This is a genomic window from Aureimonas jatrophae (assembly GCF_900104035.1).
Classification (GTDB): domain Bacteria; phylum Pseudomonadota; class Alphaproteobacteria; order Rhizobiales; family Rhizobiaceae; genus Aureimonas; species Aureimonas jatrophae.
On record NZ_FNIT01000015.1, the window covers coordinates 13,580 to 32,241 of the forward strand.

Here is an 18,662-nt window from a genome sequence, read left to right on the forward strand (position 1 = left end):
GCAGCTGAAAGGCAAGCGCGATGATCGCGAGCAACTGGCAGGACCTGACCAAGCCCAACCAGGTCGTTTTCAAGAGCGGTGGAAGCCGTACCAAGGCGTCGCTGGTCGCCGAGCCACTGGAGCGCGGCTTCGGCCTGACGCTCGGCAACGCGCTACGCCGCGTCCTTCTCTCCTCGCTGCAGGGTGCGGCGGTGACGGCCGTTCAGATCGACGGCGTGCTGCATGAGTTCTCCTCGATCGCCGGCGTGCGCGAGGACGTGACCGACATCGTCCTCAACATCAAGGAAATCGCCATCGGCATGCAGGGCGAAGGCCCGAAGCGGATGGTCCTGCGCAAGTCCGGCCCGGGGGTCGTCACGGCTGGTGACATCCAGACCGTCGGCGACATCGAGATCCTGAATCCGGACCATGAGATCTGCACGTTGGACGACGGTGCCGAGATCCGCATGGAGTTCACGGTCAACACCGGTAAGGGCTATGTGCCCGCGGACCAAAGCCGGGCCGAGGATGCACCGATCGGCCTGATCCCGGTCGATGCGCTCTTTTCGCCGGTCAAGAAGGTCTCCTATCGCGTCGAGAACACGCGCGAGGGCCAGGACCTCAACAAGGACAAGCTGACCATGGAGATCGTCACCGACGGCTCCATCACCGGCGAGGATGCTGTGGCCTACGCTGCGCGCATCCTGCAGGACCAGCTGTCGGTGTTCGTGAACTTCGAGGAGCCGCAGCGTGAGACGCGTGGCGCCGAGGAGCACATCGCCGAACTCGCGTTCAATCCGGCGCTGCTCAAGAAGGTCGACGAGCTCGAGCTTTCGGTGCGTTCGGCCAACTGCCTGAAGAACGACAACATCGTTTATATCGGCGATCTGATCCAGAAGACCGAGGCGGAGATGCTGCGCACCCCGAACTTCGGGCGCAAGTCGCTGAACGAGATCAAGGAGGTTCTGGCCTCCATGGGTCTGCACCTCGGCATGGAGGTCAGCGCCTGGCCGCCGGAGAACATCGACGATCTGGCCAAGCGCTACGAGGATCAGTACTGATCCCATTCGACGGGCTGCCCGACGGCGACGAGCCGCCGGGCAGCAAGACTGCCCCATAAGATTCAAAGGCACATGCGCCCGTGTTTGCGGGATTGCGAGGATGCCGTCCCCGGCCCCGGCCGGACCTTTTCAAGGAGAAGACCCATGCGTCACGGAAATCGCGGTCGTAAGCTCAACCGCACCCACGAGCACCGCAAGGCAATGTTCGCCAATATGGTCGCCTCGCTCATCGAGCACGAGCAGATCGTCACAACGTTGCCGAAGGCGAAGGACCTGCGTCCGATCGTCGAGAAGATGATCACGCTTGGCAAGCGCGGTGACCTCCATGCACGTCGCGAGGCCATCAGCCGCGTGCGGGACGAGACGGTCATCAAGAAGCTCTTCGATACGCTTGCGCCGCGCTACGCCGGCCGCAACGGCGGCTACACGCGCGTTCTGAAGGCCGGCTTCCGTCGTGGTGACAACGCTCCGCTGGCGGTGATCGAGTTCGTGGACCGCGATGTCGACGCGCGTGGCGCGGTCGATCGCGCCCGTACCGAGGCGGCCGGCGAGCAGGATGCCGCCTGATCGATCCTCGATCGTAACCGAATGTGAAGGGGCCCGCTGGGCCCCTTTTTCGTTTCCGATCGTTCGTTCAGGACCCAACGGAGGATCGATATGACGGACCGCGTCCTCGTCACCGGAGCGTCCGGTTTCATCGCGAAGCACATCGTGCTGCAGCTCGTGCGCGATGGTGTCGCCGTTCGTGGATCGGTTCGAAGCGCATCGAAGGCGGACGAGGTTCGTGCCGTACTGCGTCGCCACGGATGTGATCCCGAGTTGTTCGAACCGATCGAACTCGATCTGGCGCAGGAGGCAGGCTGGCAAATCGCTGCGCGGGATTGCCGCTATGTGCTGCACACGGCATCGCCGTTCCCGGGTCGTCAGCCACGCGGCAAGTTCGCCCTCGTGCCGGCTGCACGCGACGGAACCCTGCGAGCGCTCAAGGCCGCTCGCGAAGCCGGATGTGAACGGGTTGTCGTGACCTCTTCGGTGGCCGCGGTCTTCTATGGTTACCCCCGAGACGACGCACGGGTCTTCGGGGAACAGGACGTCTCGCGAATCGAGAGCGACGCGATTTCGCCTTATGCGGTCTCGAAGACCGTTGCCGAGGAAGCGGCCTGGGCCTTCAGCCGCGAGCACGGTCTATCCCTGGCTACGGTCAACCCGGCACTCGTCTTCGGACCGGCGCTCGACAGCGTGCTGGGTACGTCGGCGATGCTTGTCGACTGGATGGCGCGTCGTCGTATCCCCTTCCTGCCGGACGTGACCTTCGGCATCGCGGATGTCCGTGATGTGGCGACCGCGCATGTGAGAGCGATGCCTCATCCCGAGGCGGCCCGACGTCGGTTCATCGTCAGCGGAGGCGAGCGAACGCTCCGCTCGGTCGCCGCAACGGCTCGAGCCGCCAATCCGGGAGCGTTGGGGTTTGCGCCGTTGCCGATCCCATCCGGCTTGGTGCGAGCCGGAGCGCGTGTCGTGCCACCATTGGCGATGCTGGCGGAAGAAGTCGATCGTATCAAGTCGTTGGATACGACCCCGCTTCGCGAACTGTTGGGAATAACTCCACGGTCGCCGGAAGTCGCGGTGCAGGATCTCGTTGAGAGTATCATGCAGTATGGACGGTCTTGATACTGTCGTCGAAACCTAAAGGCGTTGGTTGCGGTCCCGGGAATGGACATGTCTCGCACGCGATGCCGTCTGTACCATGTTTGAACGCACGGATGGCCGAGATCGTTACCAAACCCCTGTCAGCGTTCGGTTCCCCGCATCCTGCATAAGACAGGAGATGTTGCAGTTGGGTGATAGCTGAATGGGCAAACCCGTGCGATACGGGACTCGCACCGCCTGATGCTCCCCAAAATGAAATCATGACGCAACCAAGCTGCGTTAGATCCATTTCCTTGTCGAATGGGGACATGACGCTGCCAAAGTCGCGGCGAGTTTACACGGATTAAACGAATACTATGGAAGATACCGGGGCTCTCAACAACACGAGCGGGTTCTCGATGCGTCGCACGGTCCTTACGCTTCTCGGTGCGTTCTTTGCGTTTGGCGTACTGACCGCCAGCTACGCAACCGCTGAACTGCCGGAGACCCCGGCTGCCATCGAAATGGGGATGCAGTCGCGCTGATCTCGCGGCGATCCTCGACTTCGATGTGAAAGGGCCCTTGGGGCCCTTTTTTCGTGCCGGTTCCTGTCCTATTCCGACCACGTGCCAAGGCGCACTTAGGCAGCTGGCAGGTGAATCATGGGACGATCGCTCTCGGTACTGATGGCCTCTGCGGTGATGCTCGGCTTCTCGCCAGCAGCAGCGGTCCATGCGCAAGAAGCGACGGCACCGGTCGCGTCGCAACCGATCACATCGGGGGCTCGCGCCCCGACGAGCCAAGCCGAGATCAAGCTGAGCTTTGCGCCTCTGGTGAAGACGAGTGCGCCAGCGGTCGTCAACGTCTACGCGGCGCGGGCCGTGGCGAACCGGAGCCCGTTCGCCGGAGACCCGTTCTTCGAACAGTTTTTCGGGCGACAGCCATCGCGTCCCCGGATGGAGTCGTCGCTGGGTTCCGGCGTGCTGGTCGAATCCTCAGGCGTTCTGGTGACCAACAACCACGTCATCGAGAATGCGGACGAGATTCGCGTGGCCTTGGCCGACGGGCGCGAGTTTGCCGCGAAGTTACTCCTCAAGGACGCACGGACCGATCTGGCCGTCTTGAAGATCGAAGGCGACGAACCGTTCCCGGTCGTTCCGATCGCCGACTCGGACGCGGCGCAGATCGGTGATCTGGTGCTGGCCATCGGCAACCCGTTCGGTATCGGTCAGACCGTGACCAACGGTATCGTGTCCGCGCTCGCGCGCACGCATGTCGGCGTCAACGATTTCGGCTACTTCATTCAAACCGATGCCGCGATCAATCCCGGCAACTCGGGTGGCGCGTTGATCGATATGCGAGGCCAACTGGTCGGCATCAACACGGCGATCTTCTCGCGCTCCGGGGGGTCGAACGGGATCGGCTTCGCGATTCCGTCCAACATGGTCCGGGCGTTCGTCGAGGCGGCGGAGCGAGGGACGCGGTTCGAGCGTCCCTACATCGGTGCTGTGTTCACGCCCGTAACCGCCGAGATCGCGGAAGCGCTTGGCCTGCCTCGGCCAAACGGTGCCCTCGTACAGACCGTCCGACCCGGTGGTCCGGCCGAAGACGCCGGGTTGCGGGAAGGGGACGTCGTTCTCGCCATGAACGGCTTCACCATCGATAACCCTGATACGCTGGGCTACCGACTAGCCACGGCCGGGATCGGGCGCGATGCCGAGTTGCGGGTCGAGGGGAGCGGAGGCGAAGAGACACTGCGACTTGCCTTGCAGGCGGCTCCGGAAACGCCCGCCCGTGACGAGCGCCGCATCGAGGGGGAGACGCCCTTTGCCGGCGCGAGCGTGGCTAACCTGTCCCCCCGTCTGGCGGAGGAACTCGACATGCCCGACACGCGCCAAGGCGTCGTGGTCATGGAGGTCGAGCCCGGCACCCCGGCGGCTCGTCTGGGCTTTCAACCGAAGGACGTCATCCTCGCACTGAATGGCCGAAAGATCGATTCGTCCGCCGATCTGGAGCGGCGTGCCGAGGATGGGCGGCGAGGATGGGAGATCGAGGTCGAGCGCGACGGCAAGACCCTGGTGCAACGGGTGCGTTAAGGCGCGGAGCGAGGCAGCATGGCCGATCTTTTCGGCTCCACCGAACCGGACCACGGTGCGCGCCGTGTCGTGGACGACGATTGGGTAGGGCGCCCGCTTGCCGATCGTCTGCGTCCGCGCGTCTTGAGCGAGGTTGTCGGTCAGGAGCATCTCACGGGGCCAGACGGTGTTCTCTCCCGCATGCTGGCAAGTGGCACGCTGGGATCGCTGATCCTCTGGGGGCCGCCCGGCACCGGCAAGACGACGCTGGCGCGACTTCTCGCGAACGAGACCGAGTTCGCGTTCGAGCAGATTTCGGCGATCTTCTCGGGCGTTGCGGACTTGAAGAAGGTCTTCGAGGCAGCGCGTATGCGCCGTCGGAGCGGGCGGCGGACGCTGCTTTTCGTGGACGAAATCCACCGCTTCAACCGAGCTCAGCAAGACAGCTTCCTGCCGGTTCTCGAGGATGGTACCGTCGTGCTGGTCGGCGCGACCACCGAAAACCCGAGCTTCGAGCTGAACGCGGCGCTCCTGTCGCGGGCCCGGGTTCTCGTCCTTCATCCCCACACGCAGGCCAGCCTGGCGCAACTGCTGGAACGCGCGGAACAGGCGGAGGGGCGAGAGCTGCCGCTGGACGAGACCGCTCGGCTCTCCCTTCTCCGCATGGCGGACGGCGATGGACGCGCGGTGCTCACGCTCGCGGAAGAAGCCTGGAGAGCAGCGCGACCCGGTGAACGCCTGGACGAGGCCGCGTTGCAGCGCGTTCTCCAGCGCCGGGCTCCGATCTACGACAAGTCGCAGGATGGGCACTACAATCTCATCTCGGCCCTGCACAAGTCGGTGCGCGGGTCGGATCCGGATGCAGCGCTTTACTATCTTTGCCGGATGCTCGACGCCGGTGAGGACCCGCTGTTTCTGGCTCGCCGCCTCGTGCGCATGGCGGTCGAGGATATCGGCCTTGCGGACCCCCAGGCGCTGGTCGTCTGCAACGCGGCGAAGGATGCCTACGATTTTCTCGGTAGTCCGGAGGGCGAACTCGCGCTGGCGCAGGCCGCCATCTATCTCGCGAGCGCCCCGAAGTCGAACGCCGTCTATGTCGCCTATAAGTCCGCGGTTCGCACGGCGAAGCAGAATGGTTCGCTTCCGCCGCCGGCGCACATACTCAACGCACCCACGAAGCTGATGAAGAGCGAAGGCTACGGCCAGGGCTACGAATACGACCATGACGCGCCGGGTGCCTTCTCCGGACAGGATTACTTTCCGGAGCGGCTGGGTCGGCGAACCTTCTACGAACCGACGGACCGCGGCGCGGAACGGGAGATCGGGCGGCGATTGCAGCACTGGGATGCCCGGCGTCGCGAGCGGGACGATCGCTCGCGTGACTGAGAGGCTTTTGCCCGGAGATCGAGCTTGTTGCTGAATGTCCTGCTTGTCGCGGTCGGCGGCGCGTGCGGTTCCGTGCTCCGCTATCTTGTGACGCTCGCCGGTACGCGCTGGCTGGGTCCCGACTGGCCTTCGGGGACAGTTTTCGTGAACGTCAGCGGCTCTCTCCTAATGGGCGTCGCGGTCGAGATGATCACCCGGCGCTTCGGCGGCTCCGGCGAGTTGAGGCTACTCCTCACGACCGGCTTCCTTGGGGGGTACACGACATTCTCGTCGTTCTCCCTCGATGCAGCCGTCCTGTGGGAGCGCGGCGACACGCTGGCGAGCCTCGTCTACGTCCTGGGCAGCGTCGGCTTGGGCCTGGTCGCGCTGTTTGCAGGGCTGGCGCTCGCTCGCCACATGCTCTGAGGTCAGCGGCGACACCGTTTCGGTTTCGTTCCGGATAGGCTATTGCGGCGCTGAACGCTTATAGGAGCCGGTATGTCGTCCGTTGAACAGATCAGAGTCGAGCCCGACGAGGCGGGTCTACGCCTCGATCGCTGGTTCAAGCTGCACTATCCCGGCCTTGGCTTCGGTCATCTGCAGAAGCTTCTTCGCTCCGGTCAGGTACGCGTGGACGGAGGGCGCGCCAAGACCGATACGCGCATCGCGCCCGGACAGGTCATCCGCATCCCGCCCATGGGCGCGGACGCCGCGCGTTTGAAGGTCGCTCCGCTGACGGCCAACACGATGCGCGACCGCAACGATGCCGACGTGCTCAGCCAGATGCTGATCTACGAGGACGAGAAGGTCTACGTGTTCAACAAGCCCGCGGGTCTGGCGGTGCAGGGGGGATCCGGCGTCTCGCGTCACGTCGACATGATGCTTGAGGCCTGGCGGAACCGGAAGGGCGAGAAGCCACGGCTGGTCCATCGCATCGATCGCGACACGACGGGCATTCTGGTCGTCGCGCGGACCCGAGGCGCGGCGGTGGCGTTGACCAAGGCGTTTCGCGAGCGCGACACGCGCAAGACGTATTGGGCTCTGGTGAAGGGCGTGCCGGCGCCGCATGAGGGTCGCATCTCGACCTATCTCGTCAAGGAACAAACGCCGGACGGCGACAGGATGCGGGTGGCTCGGCATGGCGACGAGGGGGCGGACCACGCGCTCTCGCACTACCGCGTCATCGACCAGGTCGCCCAGAACTACGCCTGGCTGGAGATGGAGCCCCATACCGGACGGACCCATCAGCTGCGCGTTCACGCCGCTCATATCGGACATCCGATTCTCGGCGATCCGAAGTATTTCGAGGCCGATACGAACTGGGACTTCCCGGGCGGCGTTCAGAATCGCCTGCATCTTCATGCCCGACGAATCGTCATCCCGCATCCCGACGGCGGTGGCCGTATGATCGACCAGATCGCGCCGCTACCGCCGCATATGGTTCAGACATGGAACCTCTTCGGTTTCGACGAGGCGGCGGAGAACGACTGAGCGGCATGAAGGCGATCCTTTTCGACTGCGACGGCACGCTCGCCGACAGCTTCGGCCTGATTTGCGAGACGATGCGGCGCTGCTTTGCGACCGCTGGGTTGCCGGTGCCGGAACGTCGAGCGATCGAAGGCATCATCGGTCTGTCGCTCGACCTGGCCATTCATCGGCTGGCGCCGACGGTGCGCGAGGACGAGTTGCCGAGCCTCGTCGCGATCTACCGCCAGGAGTTCATGGCGGCGAAGATCGAGCCGGCCTTCCGTGAAGCGCTGTTCGCGGGCATCGAGCCGATGCTCCGCCGGCTTGCGTGTCGCGATGACGTGGTGCTCGGCATGGTGACCGGTAAGTCGCGTCGGGGCGTCGCCAACGTCGTAGCGGCTCATCAGCTCGACGGCATGTTTCTCGCTGTTCGAACGGCCGACGATTGCCCCTCCAAGCCTCACCCGGCGATGGTTCTGGAATGCTGCGCCGAGCTTGGGATCGAGCCGTCTCAAACGGTGGTCGTGGGTGATGCCATTTACGACATGCAGATGGCGGTCTCGGCGGGTGCGCGAGCGATCGGCGTTGCTTGGGGGGCGTGCGAGCCGGCAACGCTGGTGGCGGCAGGAGCCGACGACGTCGTTCCCGATCCAGCGGCCCTCGAGGTTGCTCTTGGATCGTTCCTCGAGTCGCCATCATCGATGATGCAACCCGTTCTGGATTAGGACTGCCATGTCCAACGTGCCGGCTCGCCCGGAACTTCCGAAGCGCTTCTACGCAAGTGTCGACATCGCCGACGAGCCGAACGGCTTTGCCGTACGCCTCGACGGCCGGCCCGTGCGCACGCCCGCCCGTTCGCCCCTCACGCTTCCCACCCGGTTGTCTGCAGAGGGTGTCGCCGATGAATGGCGGAGCCAGCGTGATGTGATTGATCCGGCGACGATGCCGCTCACCCGGCTGAGCAATACGATCATCGATGGGATTACGCCCAATCCCGAACCCATCCGGCAGGATCTGGCTCGCTATGCCGAGACGGACCTGTTGGCCTACCGTGCCGATGGACCGGATCGTCTGGTGCAGCGTCAGGCCGAGCGCTGGGATCCCGTCGTACGTTGGGTGGAGGAGGAAATCGCCGCTCTGTTTGCGGTCGGGCAGGGCGTAATCTATGTCGCGCAGCCCGCCGAAACGGTTGCCGCTCTGCGCGTTCGTTTGGAGCGGGAGACGGACCCGTTCCGCCTTGGCGCTCTCCATCAGGCGACAACGCTTACGGGATCGCTGATGCTCGCGTTGGCTCTGGCGGCCGGACGGCTCGATGCGGCCACGGCATGGTCCTTGGCGCATATCGACGAGGACTGGAACATCGAGCAGTGGGGCGAGGACGAGGAAGCGAACGCGCGTCGAACCGCGCGCTTCGCCGATATGCGCGCGGCGGCGCTTCTCCTCGGCAGGAACTGAGCCAAGGCCTACCTTGAACGAATAGCGGCCCGTTTCCTGGTTCAACCAACCTGGTGCAGAAGACGGGCGCCTTGCCGCCCGAGCATCAAGCCCATGGCTAGATCCCGGCGAACCATTCGTAGCCGCGATCTTCCCAGTAGCCGCCGCTGCCGTCACCGAACGCCTGCAGACTGTCGGTCAGGGTGATTCCGCTCAGGAACTTCGCCATCTTGTAGCCGAGCTGCCGCTCGACCCGCACGCGCAACGGCGCCCCGTTGGCGACCGGCAACGCAGCATCGTTCAGTCCATAGGCCAGGATGGTCTGCGGATGGCGTGCATCCACAAGGTCGATCGACTCGTAGTACCGCACCGGACCCAGGAAGCCGTTCTCCATGGTATCGAGGCAGTTGAAGACGACGTAGCGCGCCTGCGCCTTGACGCCCGCCTGATCCAGAAGCCCGGCAAGGGGCGTCCCCGTCCACTTGGCGACGCAACTCCAGCCCTCCACGCAATCGTGCCGCGTGATCTGCGTGCGGGAGGGCATCGCGCGCAGTTCGTCCAGCGAGACGCGCATCGGACGCTCGACCATGCCGTCGATCGTGAACCGCCAGGAAGCGAAGTTCTCCCGGACGAGAACCATGTAGTCCGCGTCCTGTGGGCTGACCGTGCCGTTCGGACGCATCGGCTGGCGGATCTCGCTGGCCGCGAACTCCGGCGCGAGCTGGTCCGATCGCAGGAGGAGACGTTGCGCGCGATAGGTGAGATCGTTTGCCTTTTCGAGAACGTTGCGCGCTGTCGAGTCGCTCGCGACGAGCGGATCGAAACAACCCGACAGCGGCAGCGCGGATGCGAGTCCGAGTCCCGTCAGGAAGCGGCGGCGGTCGAGGCGCAAGGTCACGGTTGGGTCTCCTCGGGATCGATTCGCATGCGGCCCGTGATCATCGATCGCAGCTCGTTGAAGGGGCCGGCGAGGACGACCATCGCGATGTGGACGACGAAGAAGGCCACCAGCGACAGCATCACGACGAAGTGGATGGTGCGCGCCGTCTGCCGGCCGCCGAACAGATCCAACGTCCAGGGTGCAAGCGCGTTGAAACCCGGCGACATCGTCAGGCCCGTCAGGATCATCAGCGGTAGCGCGACGAAGAGGACTGCGAAGTAGGAGACCTTCTGCAGCGGATTGTAGGAGCGGCCGTGGTGCAACCGAAGCCGTACGTGATCGGCGACATCGCGTGGCAGAGCCTTGAGGTCGCGACCGCGAGGAAGGACATCGCGCACGAGGTGGCGGTTGACGAGACTGCTGATCAGCCACACCAGAAGCGTCGCGCCCAGAACCCAGGCGAAGAAGAAGTGGACGACACGGCCCGAGGCGAGATCCCGATAGGTCGGGATCACCATCCATCCGGGAAATGACTGCGGAACGAGTTGGCCGTTCTGCCATACCGCGCCGAGCCATCCCGTCGTGTCGAAGCGGTGACCGAAAAGATCCGTGACGCCGCGCAAGACGCCGTTTTCGACCACGGCACCGATCGAGAAGATGCTGTTGTCGAACGCAAAGCCCGATTGCGTCCCGATGTAGAGGTCGGGGCGAGCCATGAAGATCTGGAGGCCCGACAGCAGCAGGAAAAACAGCGCAATGGCCCAGAGCCAGTGCGTTGCGCGCGTCCAGACCGATTGTCGTCGGACAACGGGGCCGTCTCGTGGAGCAATCAGCTTCATGGCGAACATCCGGGTCGGAATGAACGGAAGATACGTTGGGTCGTCGCCGATGGTTTCGGCACGATCCCGCGGGCTAGGTCACCTGTGCCAAGCGTCGCAGCGCGAGATCGAGCTGCCCGCGGAACCGGGCCCGATCCGCGCCGGTGAAGGCTGCATTCAAGCCGCGGCTCTCACCGGTTTCTCGCAGATGCTGGTTGAACGCTCGCATCGAGAGGGCCGTACCGATCGACTCCGCGGTGAAGGGACGCCCGTTGGGGTTGATCACCGCCGCCCCTCGCTCGAGGGCACGAGCCGCCAGCGGAATATCGGCCGTGACCACGACGTCTTTGTCGCCCGCTTCCGCCGCAATCCAGTCATCCGCCGCGTCCGCGCCAGCCGACACGACAACGATGCGGGCTCCGGGATAGCGGGAGGGGCGCATACCGCCGTTCGAGACCAGCACGAGTTCAGCCTCGAAGCGACGGGCGATCTCGAGAGCCTCGTCCTTCACGGGACAGGCGTCGGCATCCACCAGCACCCGCAGCGCCGAGACCGTCACGTCGGTCGTCCCGAAGCGGCCTGTGACGGACCGAACACTTTCTCGAAGCTGCCGCGCAGCACCATATCGACCTCCGGCATCGAGACAGGAACGCCGAGATCGATGAGGCTCGTGACGCCGTATCCCTGAATGCCGCAGGGCACGATGCCGCCAAAGTGGGACAAGTCGGGATCGACGTTCAGGCTGATGCCATGGAAACTGACCCAGCGGCGAACGCGAATGCCGATCGCCGCGATCTTGTCCTCGGCCGGCGAGCCATCGGCGAGGGGCGCACGCTCCGGCCGGCGCACCCAGACACCGACCCGATCCTCGCGTCGCTCGCCCCGTATCTGATAATGCGCCAGCGTATCGACGATCCAATGTTCCAGCGCCGCAACGAACCGCCGTACGTCGGAACCGCGCCGCCGCAGGTCGAGCAGCACGTAGGCAACCCGCTGGCCGGGACCGTGATAGGTGTACTCGCCGCCGCGTCCGGTCTGGAACACGGGGAAGCGGGCGGCGTCGAGAAGGTCGCTCGCGCGGGCGCTTGTGCCGGCCGTGTAGATCGGCGGGTGCTCCAGAAGCACGACCACCTCGTTCGCCTCGCCCGCCGCAATCGCCGCCGCCCGCGTTTCCATGAAGGCGAGCGCGGTCTCGTAGGGTACCAGCTCGTCGAGCACGATCCATTCCACGGCCGCGTTGTCGTCGCGAGGGAGCGTGGCGGTCTCGACTTGCAGGCGGGAAGGAGCGGGGATGTCCATGGAAGGGTTCTAACGTTTCGTGCTCGGGCGATCCAGTTTCGCGCCAGCCCCGCTCCCGTCTTTCGCACGACCAACCGGCTTTTGGGGCTTGTGCCCCCGATAAGCGTTTGTTACATCGCCGCCACCGCACCGGATGGCGCGGGAACACGGCGTGCGGTCGTGGCGGAATTGGTAGACGCGCAGCGTTGAGGTCGCTGTGGGGCAACCCGTGGAAGTTCGAGTCTTCTCGACCGCACCAGCCTTCTTCGGCAGACCTCGCCGACTTCCTTAATTCAACAGCTGCCCTCGACGCTCACCGGCTGTTTCCGGATGAGCGTTTTGCCGTGCTTGCCAGCATGGGTTCCGACGCCTAAGGAACGGCACCCGAACCCAACGACGCCGGAACCTGACATGGACTTCGCTGCCGCCCGCGTGAAGATGGTCGATAACCAGATCCGCACGACGGACGTCACGTCCCACGAACTGCTGCGCGCCTTTCTGACCGTCGCGCGGGAGCGCTTCGTGCCCGATGCCCGCAAATCGCTGGCCTATATCGACGAGGATCTCCCGCTCGGCGTCGCCGGTCGCTACCTCATGGAGCCCTCGCCGTTGGCCAAGCTGCTGCAGATGGCCGCGATCCTGCCAGACGATACGGTGCTCGACGTCGGTTGCGGCACTGGCTACGGCGCGGCGGTGATGGCGCAGGTCGGCTCGCATGTGGTTGCCCTCGAAGAGGACGAGGCCCTCGCCGAAGCGGCTCGTTCCGCTCTGCAGGAGATCGGCGTCGCCAACGCGGAGGTCGTGACAGGCCCGCTCACGACCGGTCATGCCGCAGGTGCGCCGTATGACGTCATCGTTCTCGAAGGGGCGGTCGATGAGGTGCCCGACGTCTTCTTCGAGCAACTGCGCGATCGCGGTCGCCTGGTGACCGTCGTCGGCTCGGGCCTATCCGCCATGGCGAAGCTCTACACGAAGGAGGACGGCATCGTCTCCGATCGGTTCGGCTTCAACTGCAGTCTGAAGCCGCTTCCCGGCTTCCGTCGCGAGCGCGGCTTCGTCTTCTAGCCGGTATCGGTGCGACGCAAGCTTTACGTACGGTTTGTGTTTTAGACGGGTCACACTCGGTCGCGATTCCGGTGTACTTCGCAACTCCACGCTGGCGTTTTGCCAGCGTGCGGTTCATGTCGGTGGGGAAGCATATCCTGTTCGCCCGTCCCGTTTTCCGTTGTCGCGGATGCGGGGTCTCGTATCGGCTTGCGACGGGAGAACTCGGAGTAAGCATTTGCGCAAGCGTTCCTGGATCCTGGCAGCCGTCTCCTCGGCTCTTCTCGTCGGAACAGCGCCGGGCGCAAGCGCAGAAACCCTTCGGGGTGCGCTGGCGAAGGCCTATACGAATAACCAAGACCTGAACTCGGCTCGCGCGCAGCTCCGCGCGACCGACGAGAATGTCACGCAGGCTCGTGCCGGCCTTCGGCCCACGGTCGCCGCGACCGCCGACGCGCAGGCTTCGCGCTCGCGCACGACGTTCGGCGACCGCATCCGCAGTTCGGACGGTCGCTCCGAGGCGCTGGTCGGCGGCATCCAGATCAACCAGACCATCTTCGACGGGTTCCAGACGCCCAACAACGTCAATGCGCAGCAGGCGCAGGTGAGGGCCGCGCAGGAGAATCTCGTCAACACGGTCCAGAACACGCTTCTGAGCACCGTCCAGGTCTACATGAACGTTCGTCGCGACCGGGAGATCGCGGCGTTCCGCCAGCAGAACCTCAACTTCCTGAACGAGCAGGTCCGAGCGGCCGATGCCCGCTTCCAGGTCGGCGAGGGCACGCGCACGGACGTGGCGCAGGCGCAGGCCGAGCAGGCTCTTGCGACGGCGCTTCTCAACACCGCGCTCGCGCAGGTCGCCTCGAGCGAGGCACAGTATCTCGACGTCGTCGGCGATCCCCCGACGCGTCTCGAGGCCGGCAACCTGCCGCCGTCCGCGATCATCCCGCCCAGCGTGGCCCGTGCGCTCGACATCTCGCAGCAGGAGCATCCGGCGATCCTGGCGAACCAGTTCGCCGTCGATGCCGCCTCCTTCCTCGTCAAGGCGGCCGAGGGACGGCTCCTGCCGACCGTCGCGGTTCAGGGATCGGTCAACAACACCTACGCGCTCTCGGAGTCCGATCCGGACAGCAATCAGTTGCCCGGCGTCGTCAACACGCAGAACGAGATCTCGGGCACGGTGACGGCCCGGTTGACGGTTCCGATCTACCAAGGTGGATTGGTGTCGTCGCAGGTTCGGCAGGCCAAGGAAGTCGTAAGCCAGCGGCGCATCGAGGTCGACGGGATCCGCGATCAGGTCCGCTCCGCGGTGGCCACCGCCTGGGCTCAACGGCAGGCCGCCGTTGCCAACGTTCAGGGCTATACCGCCCAGGTTTCCGCCGCGCAGTTGGCGCTCAACGGCGTCGTCGAGGAGCGCAACGTCGGGCAGCGAACGACTCTCGACGTCCTGAACGCGCAGTCCGACGTGATCACGGCGCAGATCCTTCTCGCGGGTGCGCAGCGCGACGCCGTGGTCGCCGCCTACCAGCTGGCTTCGGCCATCGGCCGTTTGTCGCCGCAACGCTTGGCGTTGAACGTCGAAGCCTATGAGCCGGAAGAGCATTACCAGCAGGTTCAGGACAAGTGGTACGGGCTTCGCACGCCGGACGGGCGCTGAACCCGGCGTCAAAATCCGGTTGCGAACGCATTTCCTCTCGCTCGCGCATTCAAATCCCCGCTCATCGGCGCTAGCTTGATCCGATGAGGAATCGGCGCGGGCAGGGCGCCGGCTAGGGCGGATGCGGTAACGTCATGAGTAAATCCACCGTCGCGCAGGAACCATCCATGGATGAGATCCTGGCATCGATCCGCCGGATCATCGAGACCGGAGAGGATCGCACAAGCTTGGCGCCTCGTCCGGAGGAACCGGCAGCCGATACGCCGCCCGAGCGGCCGGTGCCTTCTTCTGCGCGCCTTCCGGACCGCTTCGACGCACGGGACCTGTCGGGTAGTCGCCGAGCCCCCAACCCAGTTCTCGCGGCCGCCGCCTCCGACGTATCGAGCCGCATCACGGCGTCCGTACCAGAGGCGAAGTCGCTTTCCGAATCGAGCGCATCTGCAACGGAACTCGATGACGAGGCACGCCTGACGGCCGATCTCGAACAGGAGCTGGCCGCGTCCTGGGGGCAGCCGGCAACCGAGGCCGAACGTCAGCCCGAACCGGACGTCACCATCCCGCCGGAACTCCCGTCGCCAACGGAAGGCCCCCAAACCATGTCCGACCTACCGTCCTTCGACCGTCGAAACGACCCGCCATCCTCGCCAGCAGCCGAAACGCGACCCGAACCGGCTCCGGTCGACCGCGGCGGTTTCAGCCCGGCCAACAGCGACCGCCCGCTGGCATCGAGCGAGGAGCGCTACGAGGCGGTCACGCTGCCTTTGACGTCGGAGACGACCAGCACGCTCGTCGCCGCTTCGTTCAGCGACCTCGCGCAAGCGATCCGGTCCGGTGAGCTGCGGTCCATCGAAGCCATGGCGCAGGAGATGCTTCGGCCGATGCTGCAGGAATGGCTGGACGATAACCTTCCTCGCATGGTCGAGCGTCTGGTCCGTGAGGAGATCGAACGCATGTCGCGCGGCGGCCGCCGGTAAACGCGGCGATCCGAAGTTAGCAGATGCACAGGGGCCGGTTTCGTTGATTCCAGCCCCTGTTCGCGTTAACCGGGGCGGCTTGTGCCAACTCGGATAATCCCATGATCGACAAGACCTTCGACGCCGCCGCCGTGGAACCGCGCATCGCGGAGCGGTGGGAGGCGGCGGACGCCTTCCGTGCCGGTGCGGGCGCACGCCCGGGTGCACCGGCCTTCTCGATCGTGATCCCGCCGCCCAACGTCACGGGCTCGCTTCATATCGGGCATGCGCTCAACAACACGCTGCAGGACGTCCTCGTCCGGCATCGCCGCATGCTGGGCGACAACGTTCTTTGGCAACCCGGACTCGACCACGCCGGCATCGCGACGCAGATGGTGGTCGAGCGACAGCTGGCGGAGCGGGGGGAACCGCATCGACGCGAGATGGGGCGTGACGCCTTCGTGGAGCGCGTCTGGGCCTGGAAGGGCGAGTCGGGCGGTGCGATCCTGCGCCAGTTGCGGCGCCTCGGCGCATCGTGCGACTGGTCGCGCGAGCGGTTCACGATGGATGACGGGCTGTCGCGCGCGGTGCGGCGCGTCTTCGTCCAGCTCTATCGCGACGGCCTCATCTACAAGGACCGGCGGCTCGTCAACTGGGATCCGAAGCTGCGCACGGCCATCTCGGACATCGAGGTCGAGCAGCGCGAGGTGAAGGGCTCGCTCTGGCATTTCCGTTATCCCGTCGAGGGCCGGAACTACGATCCCGAGAACGCCAACACCTTCATCACGGTCGCAACCACACGGCCCGAGACGGTGCTGGGCGACACGGCCGTGGCCGTGAACCCGGACGATGACCGCTACCGCGATCTCGTCGGGCGCCATGTGCGTCTGCCGTTGATCGGCCGTGTCATTCCGATCGTGGCCGATGACTATGCCGACCCCGAGGCCGGGTCGGGCGCGGTCAAGATCACGCCGGCCCACGACTTCAACGATTTCGAGGTCGGCAAGCGCCACGACCTGCCGCGCATCAACGTCCTGTCGCCGGACGCGCGTATCGCGATCCGGGACAATCCGGACTTCGCGGAGGGTCTGTTTACGGACGATGCCGAGCGGGCGATCGGCATGTTCGAGGGCCTCGACCGCTTCGCGGCCCGTAAGCTTCTCGTGGAGTGGATGTCGGAGGAAGGCTATCTCGCCAGGGTCGACGACCATGTCCACATGGTCCCGCATGGCGATCGCGGCGGTGTTCCGCTGGAGCCCTTCCTGACCGACCAATGGTACGTCGACGCTGCGACCCTGGCGCGCCCGGCGATCGCGGCGGTGCGCGAAGGACAGACCACCTTCGTGCCGCGAAACTGGGAGAAGACCTACTTCGACTGGATGGAGAACATCGAGCCCTGGTGCATCTCGCGCCAGCTCTGGTGGGGTCACCAGATTCCGGCGTGGTATGGACCGGACGGAACGGTCTTCGTGGACGAGGATGAAGACGCGGCCGCGGCCGCGGCGCTCGCTCACTATGTGACCAACGGTACGATCACCGACGCCCGCGCTCGGGAACTCGCCGAGAACGCCGACGAGCGGGCGACGTTCCTGACGCGTGACGAGGATGTGCTCGACACCTGGTTCTCGTCCGGACTGTGGCCCTTCTCGACGCTGGGCTGGCCTGACGAAACCCCGGAGCTGAAGACCTACTACCCGACCAATGTCGTGGTGTCCGGTTTCGACATCATCTTCTTCTGGGTCGCCCGGATGATGATGATGGGCTTGTACGTGACGGACGAGGTGCCGTTCCGCACGGTCTACATGCATGCGCTCGTTCGCGACAAGAACGGCGCGAAGATGTCGAAGTCCAAGGGAAACGTCATCGATCCGCTCGATCTCGTGGACGAGTTCGGCGCCGATGCCTTGCGGTTCACGCTGACGATCCTCGCCGCGCAAGGTCGCGACGTGAAACTCGATCCGCAACGGATCGCGGGCTATCGCAACTTCGGCACGAAGATCTGGAACGCGACCCGCTTTGCCGAGATGAACGGGGCGGTCCACGGCGCGGTCGTCGATCCCGGCGCGTTGAGCGAACCCGTGAACCGCTGGGCGCTCAGCGAGCTATCGCTGGCGATTCGCGAGGTCGACGACGCATTGGCGGCTTACCGCTTCAACGATGCTGCCAGCGCCGTTTATCGTTTCGCCTGGAACGTCGTTTGCGACTGGTATGTTGAGCTGACGAAGCCGATCTTCCTCGGTGCGGACGAGGCCGCGAAGGAGGAGACGCGCCGCGTCACGGGCTTCATCCTCGACCAGTTGTATGCGCTGCTGCACCCGATGATGCCGTTCCTCACGGAAGAGCTTTGGGCTGTGACAGCGCCAGCCGGCTCGCCACGCTCGACGCTTCTGTGCCACGCGCCATGGCCGGCACTCGACTACCGCGACGAGGAGGCAGCCGAAGATCTCAACTGGCTCGTCGAGATGGTGGGAACGATTCGCTCGGTCCGCTCGCAGATGAACGTTCCGCCGGGTGCCGAGGCCCCGTTGGTGGCCGTCGGTGCTACCCCGATGGCGGTCGAACGGCTGGATCGCCACAAGGCGGCACTCGGGCGACTGGGTCGCGTGAGTTCCGTCTCGGTTGCCTCCACGGCGCCCGAGCAAGCCGCACAGTTCGTCCTGGGCGGAGAAACCTACGCTCTCCCACTGGCCGGCATGATCGATATCGCCGCGGAGAAGACCCGTCTCGGGAAGGCCGCCACGAAGGCACGAGGCGAGGTTGAGCGAATCGACCGCAAGCTGGCCAACGAACGGTTCGTCGCGAGTGCGCCCGACGAGATCGTCGAGCAGGAACGCGAGAAGCGGCGCGACTACGTCGCGGAAGTCGAGAAGCTCGAAGCCGCGATCGCCATGTTGGGCTAGCGGTCGGCGTCAGATTCTGTCTCCTACCGGCAACTGTCTCGAACTCTTCCGTTAACGGAAGAGTTTGTGGCGGTTTGGCGACACGTCGACCAGCCTTGCCGTAAGCCAGCGCGGGTGTCCGA

The 18,662-nt window shown here is 65.1% G+C and carries 17 protein-coding genes and 1 tRNA gene; 14 read left to right on the forward strand and 4 right to left on the reverse strand.

All coding sequences use genetic code 11. The features are described from left to right. Positions 1 to 20: 20 nt before the first annotated feature. The 9 genes from BLQ76_RS20090 to BLQ76_RS20130 all read left to right on the forward strand — a co-directional run bounded on the left by BLQ76_RS20090 (position 21) and on the right by BLQ76_RS20130 (position 9,031). Complete coding sequence (locus BLQ76_RS20090; protein ID WP_090676919.1) at positions 21 to 1,040, forward strand: DNA-directed RNA polymerase subunit alpha; 1,020 nt, start codon at positions 21 to 23, stop codon at positions 1,038 to 1,040. A 144-nt stretch (positions 1,041 to 1,184) separates the two neighbouring features. Beyond that, on the forward strand, positions 1,185 to 1,607 hold the full coding sequence (gene rplQ, locus BLQ76_RS20095) for a 50S ribosomal protein L17 (protein WP_090676921.1): 423 nt from the start codon (positions 1,185 to 1,187) through the stop codon (positions 1,605 to 1,607). Positions 1,608 to 1,697: 90 nt separating this feature from the next. Further along, the gene (locus tag BLQ76_RS20100) at positions 1,698 to 2,711 is read left to right on the forward strand and encodes an NAD-dependent epimerase/dehydratase family protein (RefSeq protein WP_090676923.1); all 1,014 of its coding nucleotides are present in this window, start codon (positions 1,698 to 1,700) and stop codon (positions 2,709 to 2,711) included. Between the two features lie 659 nt (positions 2,712 to 3,370). Beyond that, positions 3,371 to 4,765 carry a DegQ family serine endoprotease gene (locus BLQ76_RS20105; protein WP_090676985.1) on the forward strand — a complete coding sequence of 465 codons (1,395 nt, stop codon included), beginning with the start codon at positions 3,371 to 3,373 and terminating at the stop codon, positions 4,763 to 4,765. A gap of 18 nt (positions 4,766 to 4,783) precedes the next feature. After that, a complete protein-coding gene (locus BLQ76_RS20110) occupies positions 4,784 to 6,130 on the forward strand; it encodes a replication-associated recombination protein A (protein ID WP_090676924.1) in 1,347 nt (448 codons plus the stop codon). Positions 6,131 to 6,157: 27 nt separating this feature from the next. Then, positions 6,158 to 6,535, forward strand: a complete 378-nt coding sequence (gene crcB, locus BLQ76_RS20115; protein WP_090676986.1) for a fluoride efflux transporter CrcB — start codon at positions 6,158 to 6,160, stop codon at positions 6,533 to 6,535. Between the two features lie 72 nt (positions 6,536 to 6,607). Then, positions 6,608 to 7,600, forward strand: coding sequence for an RluA family pseudouridine synthase (locus tag BLQ76_RS20120; RefSeq protein ID WP_090676926.1), 993 nt, complete (start codon positions 6,608 to 6,610; stop codon positions 7,598 to 7,600). 5 nt (positions 7,601 to 7,605) lie between these two features. Further along, positions 7,606 to 8,301 carry an HAD-IA family hydrolase gene (locus tag BLQ76_RS20125; RefSeq protein WP_090676927.1) on the forward strand — a complete coding sequence of 232 codons (696 nt, stop codon included), beginning with the start codon at positions 7,606 to 7,608 and terminating at the stop codon, positions 8,299 to 8,301. A gap of 7 nt (positions 8,302 to 8,308) precedes the next feature. Then, a complete protein-coding gene (locus BLQ76_RS20130) occupies positions 8,309 to 9,031 on the forward strand; it encodes an ATP12 family chaperone protein (RefSeq protein ID WP_090676928.1) in 723 nt (240 codons plus the stop codon). 97 nt (positions 9,032 to 9,128) lie between these two features. Here BLQ76_RS20130 and BLQ76_RS20135 read toward each other — a convergent pair whose 3' ends face one another. The 4 genes from BLQ76_RS20135 to lipB form a co-directional block, all read right to left on the reverse strand. Then, the gene (locus tag BLQ76_RS20135) at positions 9,129 to 9,908 is read right to left on the reverse strand and encodes a molybdopterin-binding protein (RefSeq protein WP_090676930.1); all 780 of its coding nucleotides are present in this window, start codon (positions 9,906 to 9,908) and stop codon (positions 9,129 to 9,131) included. After that, the gene (locus BLQ76_RS20140; protein ID WP_090676988.1) at positions 9,905 to 10,729 is read right to left on the reverse strand and encodes a cytochrome b/b6 domain-containing protein; all 825 of its coding nucleotides are present in this window, start codon (positions 10,727 to 10,729) and stop codon (positions 9,905 to 9,907) included. Before BLQ76_RS20140 ends, BLQ76_RS20135 begins: the two co-directional genes overlap by 4 nt. A 73-nt stretch (positions 10,730 to 10,802) precedes the next feature. Continuing rightward, a complete protein-coding gene (locus tag BLQ76_RS20145) occupies positions 10,803 to 11,267 on the reverse strand; it encodes a YaiI/YqxD family protein (protein WP_090676931.1) in 465 nt (154 codons plus the stop codon). Continuing rightward, the gene (gene lipB, locus BLQ76_RS20150; protein ID WP_090676933.1) at positions 11,264 to 12,007 is read right to left on the reverse strand and encodes a lipoyl(octanoyl) transferase LipB; all 744 of its coding nucleotides are present in this window, start codon (positions 12,005 to 12,007) and stop codon (positions 11,264 to 11,266) included. The genes BLQ76_RS20145 and lipB overlap by 4 nt, the downstream gene beginning before the upstream one ends. A gap of 153 nt (positions 12,008 to 12,160) precedes the next feature. Between lipB and BLQ76_RS20155 the strand changes: the two genes are divergently transcribed. The 5 genes from BLQ76_RS20155 to BLQ76_RS20175 all read left to right on the forward strand — a co-directional run bounded on the left by BLQ76_RS20155 (position 12,161) and on the right by BLQ76_RS20175 (position 18,540). After that, positions 12,161 to 12,245: transfer RNA gene (locus BLQ76_RS20155), tRNA-Leu, on the forward strand. Between the two features lie 152 nt (positions 12,246 to 12,397). Further along, positions 12,398 to 13,051: a protein-L-isoaspartate O-methyltransferase family protein gene (locus tag BLQ76_RS20160; RefSeq protein ID WP_090676934.1), complete on the forward strand. Its 654-nt coding sequence runs from the start codon at positions 12,398 to 12,400 to the stop codon at positions 13,049 to 13,051. Between the two features lie 217 nt (positions 13,052 to 13,268). Next, positions 13,269 to 14,687, forward strand: a complete 1,419-nt coding sequence (locus tag BLQ76_RS20165) for a TolC family outer membrane protein (protein ID WP_244977958.1) — start codon at positions 13,269 to 13,271, stop codon at positions 14,685 to 14,687. Positions 14,688 to 14,821: 134 nt separating this feature from the next. Then, positions 14,822 to 15,661: a DUF2497 domain-containing protein gene (locus BLQ76_RS20170; protein WP_090676936.1), complete on the forward strand. Its 840-nt coding sequence runs from the start codon at positions 14,822 to 14,824 to the stop codon at positions 15,659 to 15,661. Positions 15,662 to 15,762: 101 nt separating this feature from the next. Then, positions 15,763 to 18,540: a valine--tRNA ligase gene (locus BLQ76_RS20175; RefSeq protein WP_090676937.1), complete on the forward strand. Its 2,778-nt coding sequence runs from the start codon at positions 15,763 to 15,765 to the stop codon at positions 18,538 to 18,540. Positions 18,541 to 18,662 lie beyond the last annotated feature (122 nt).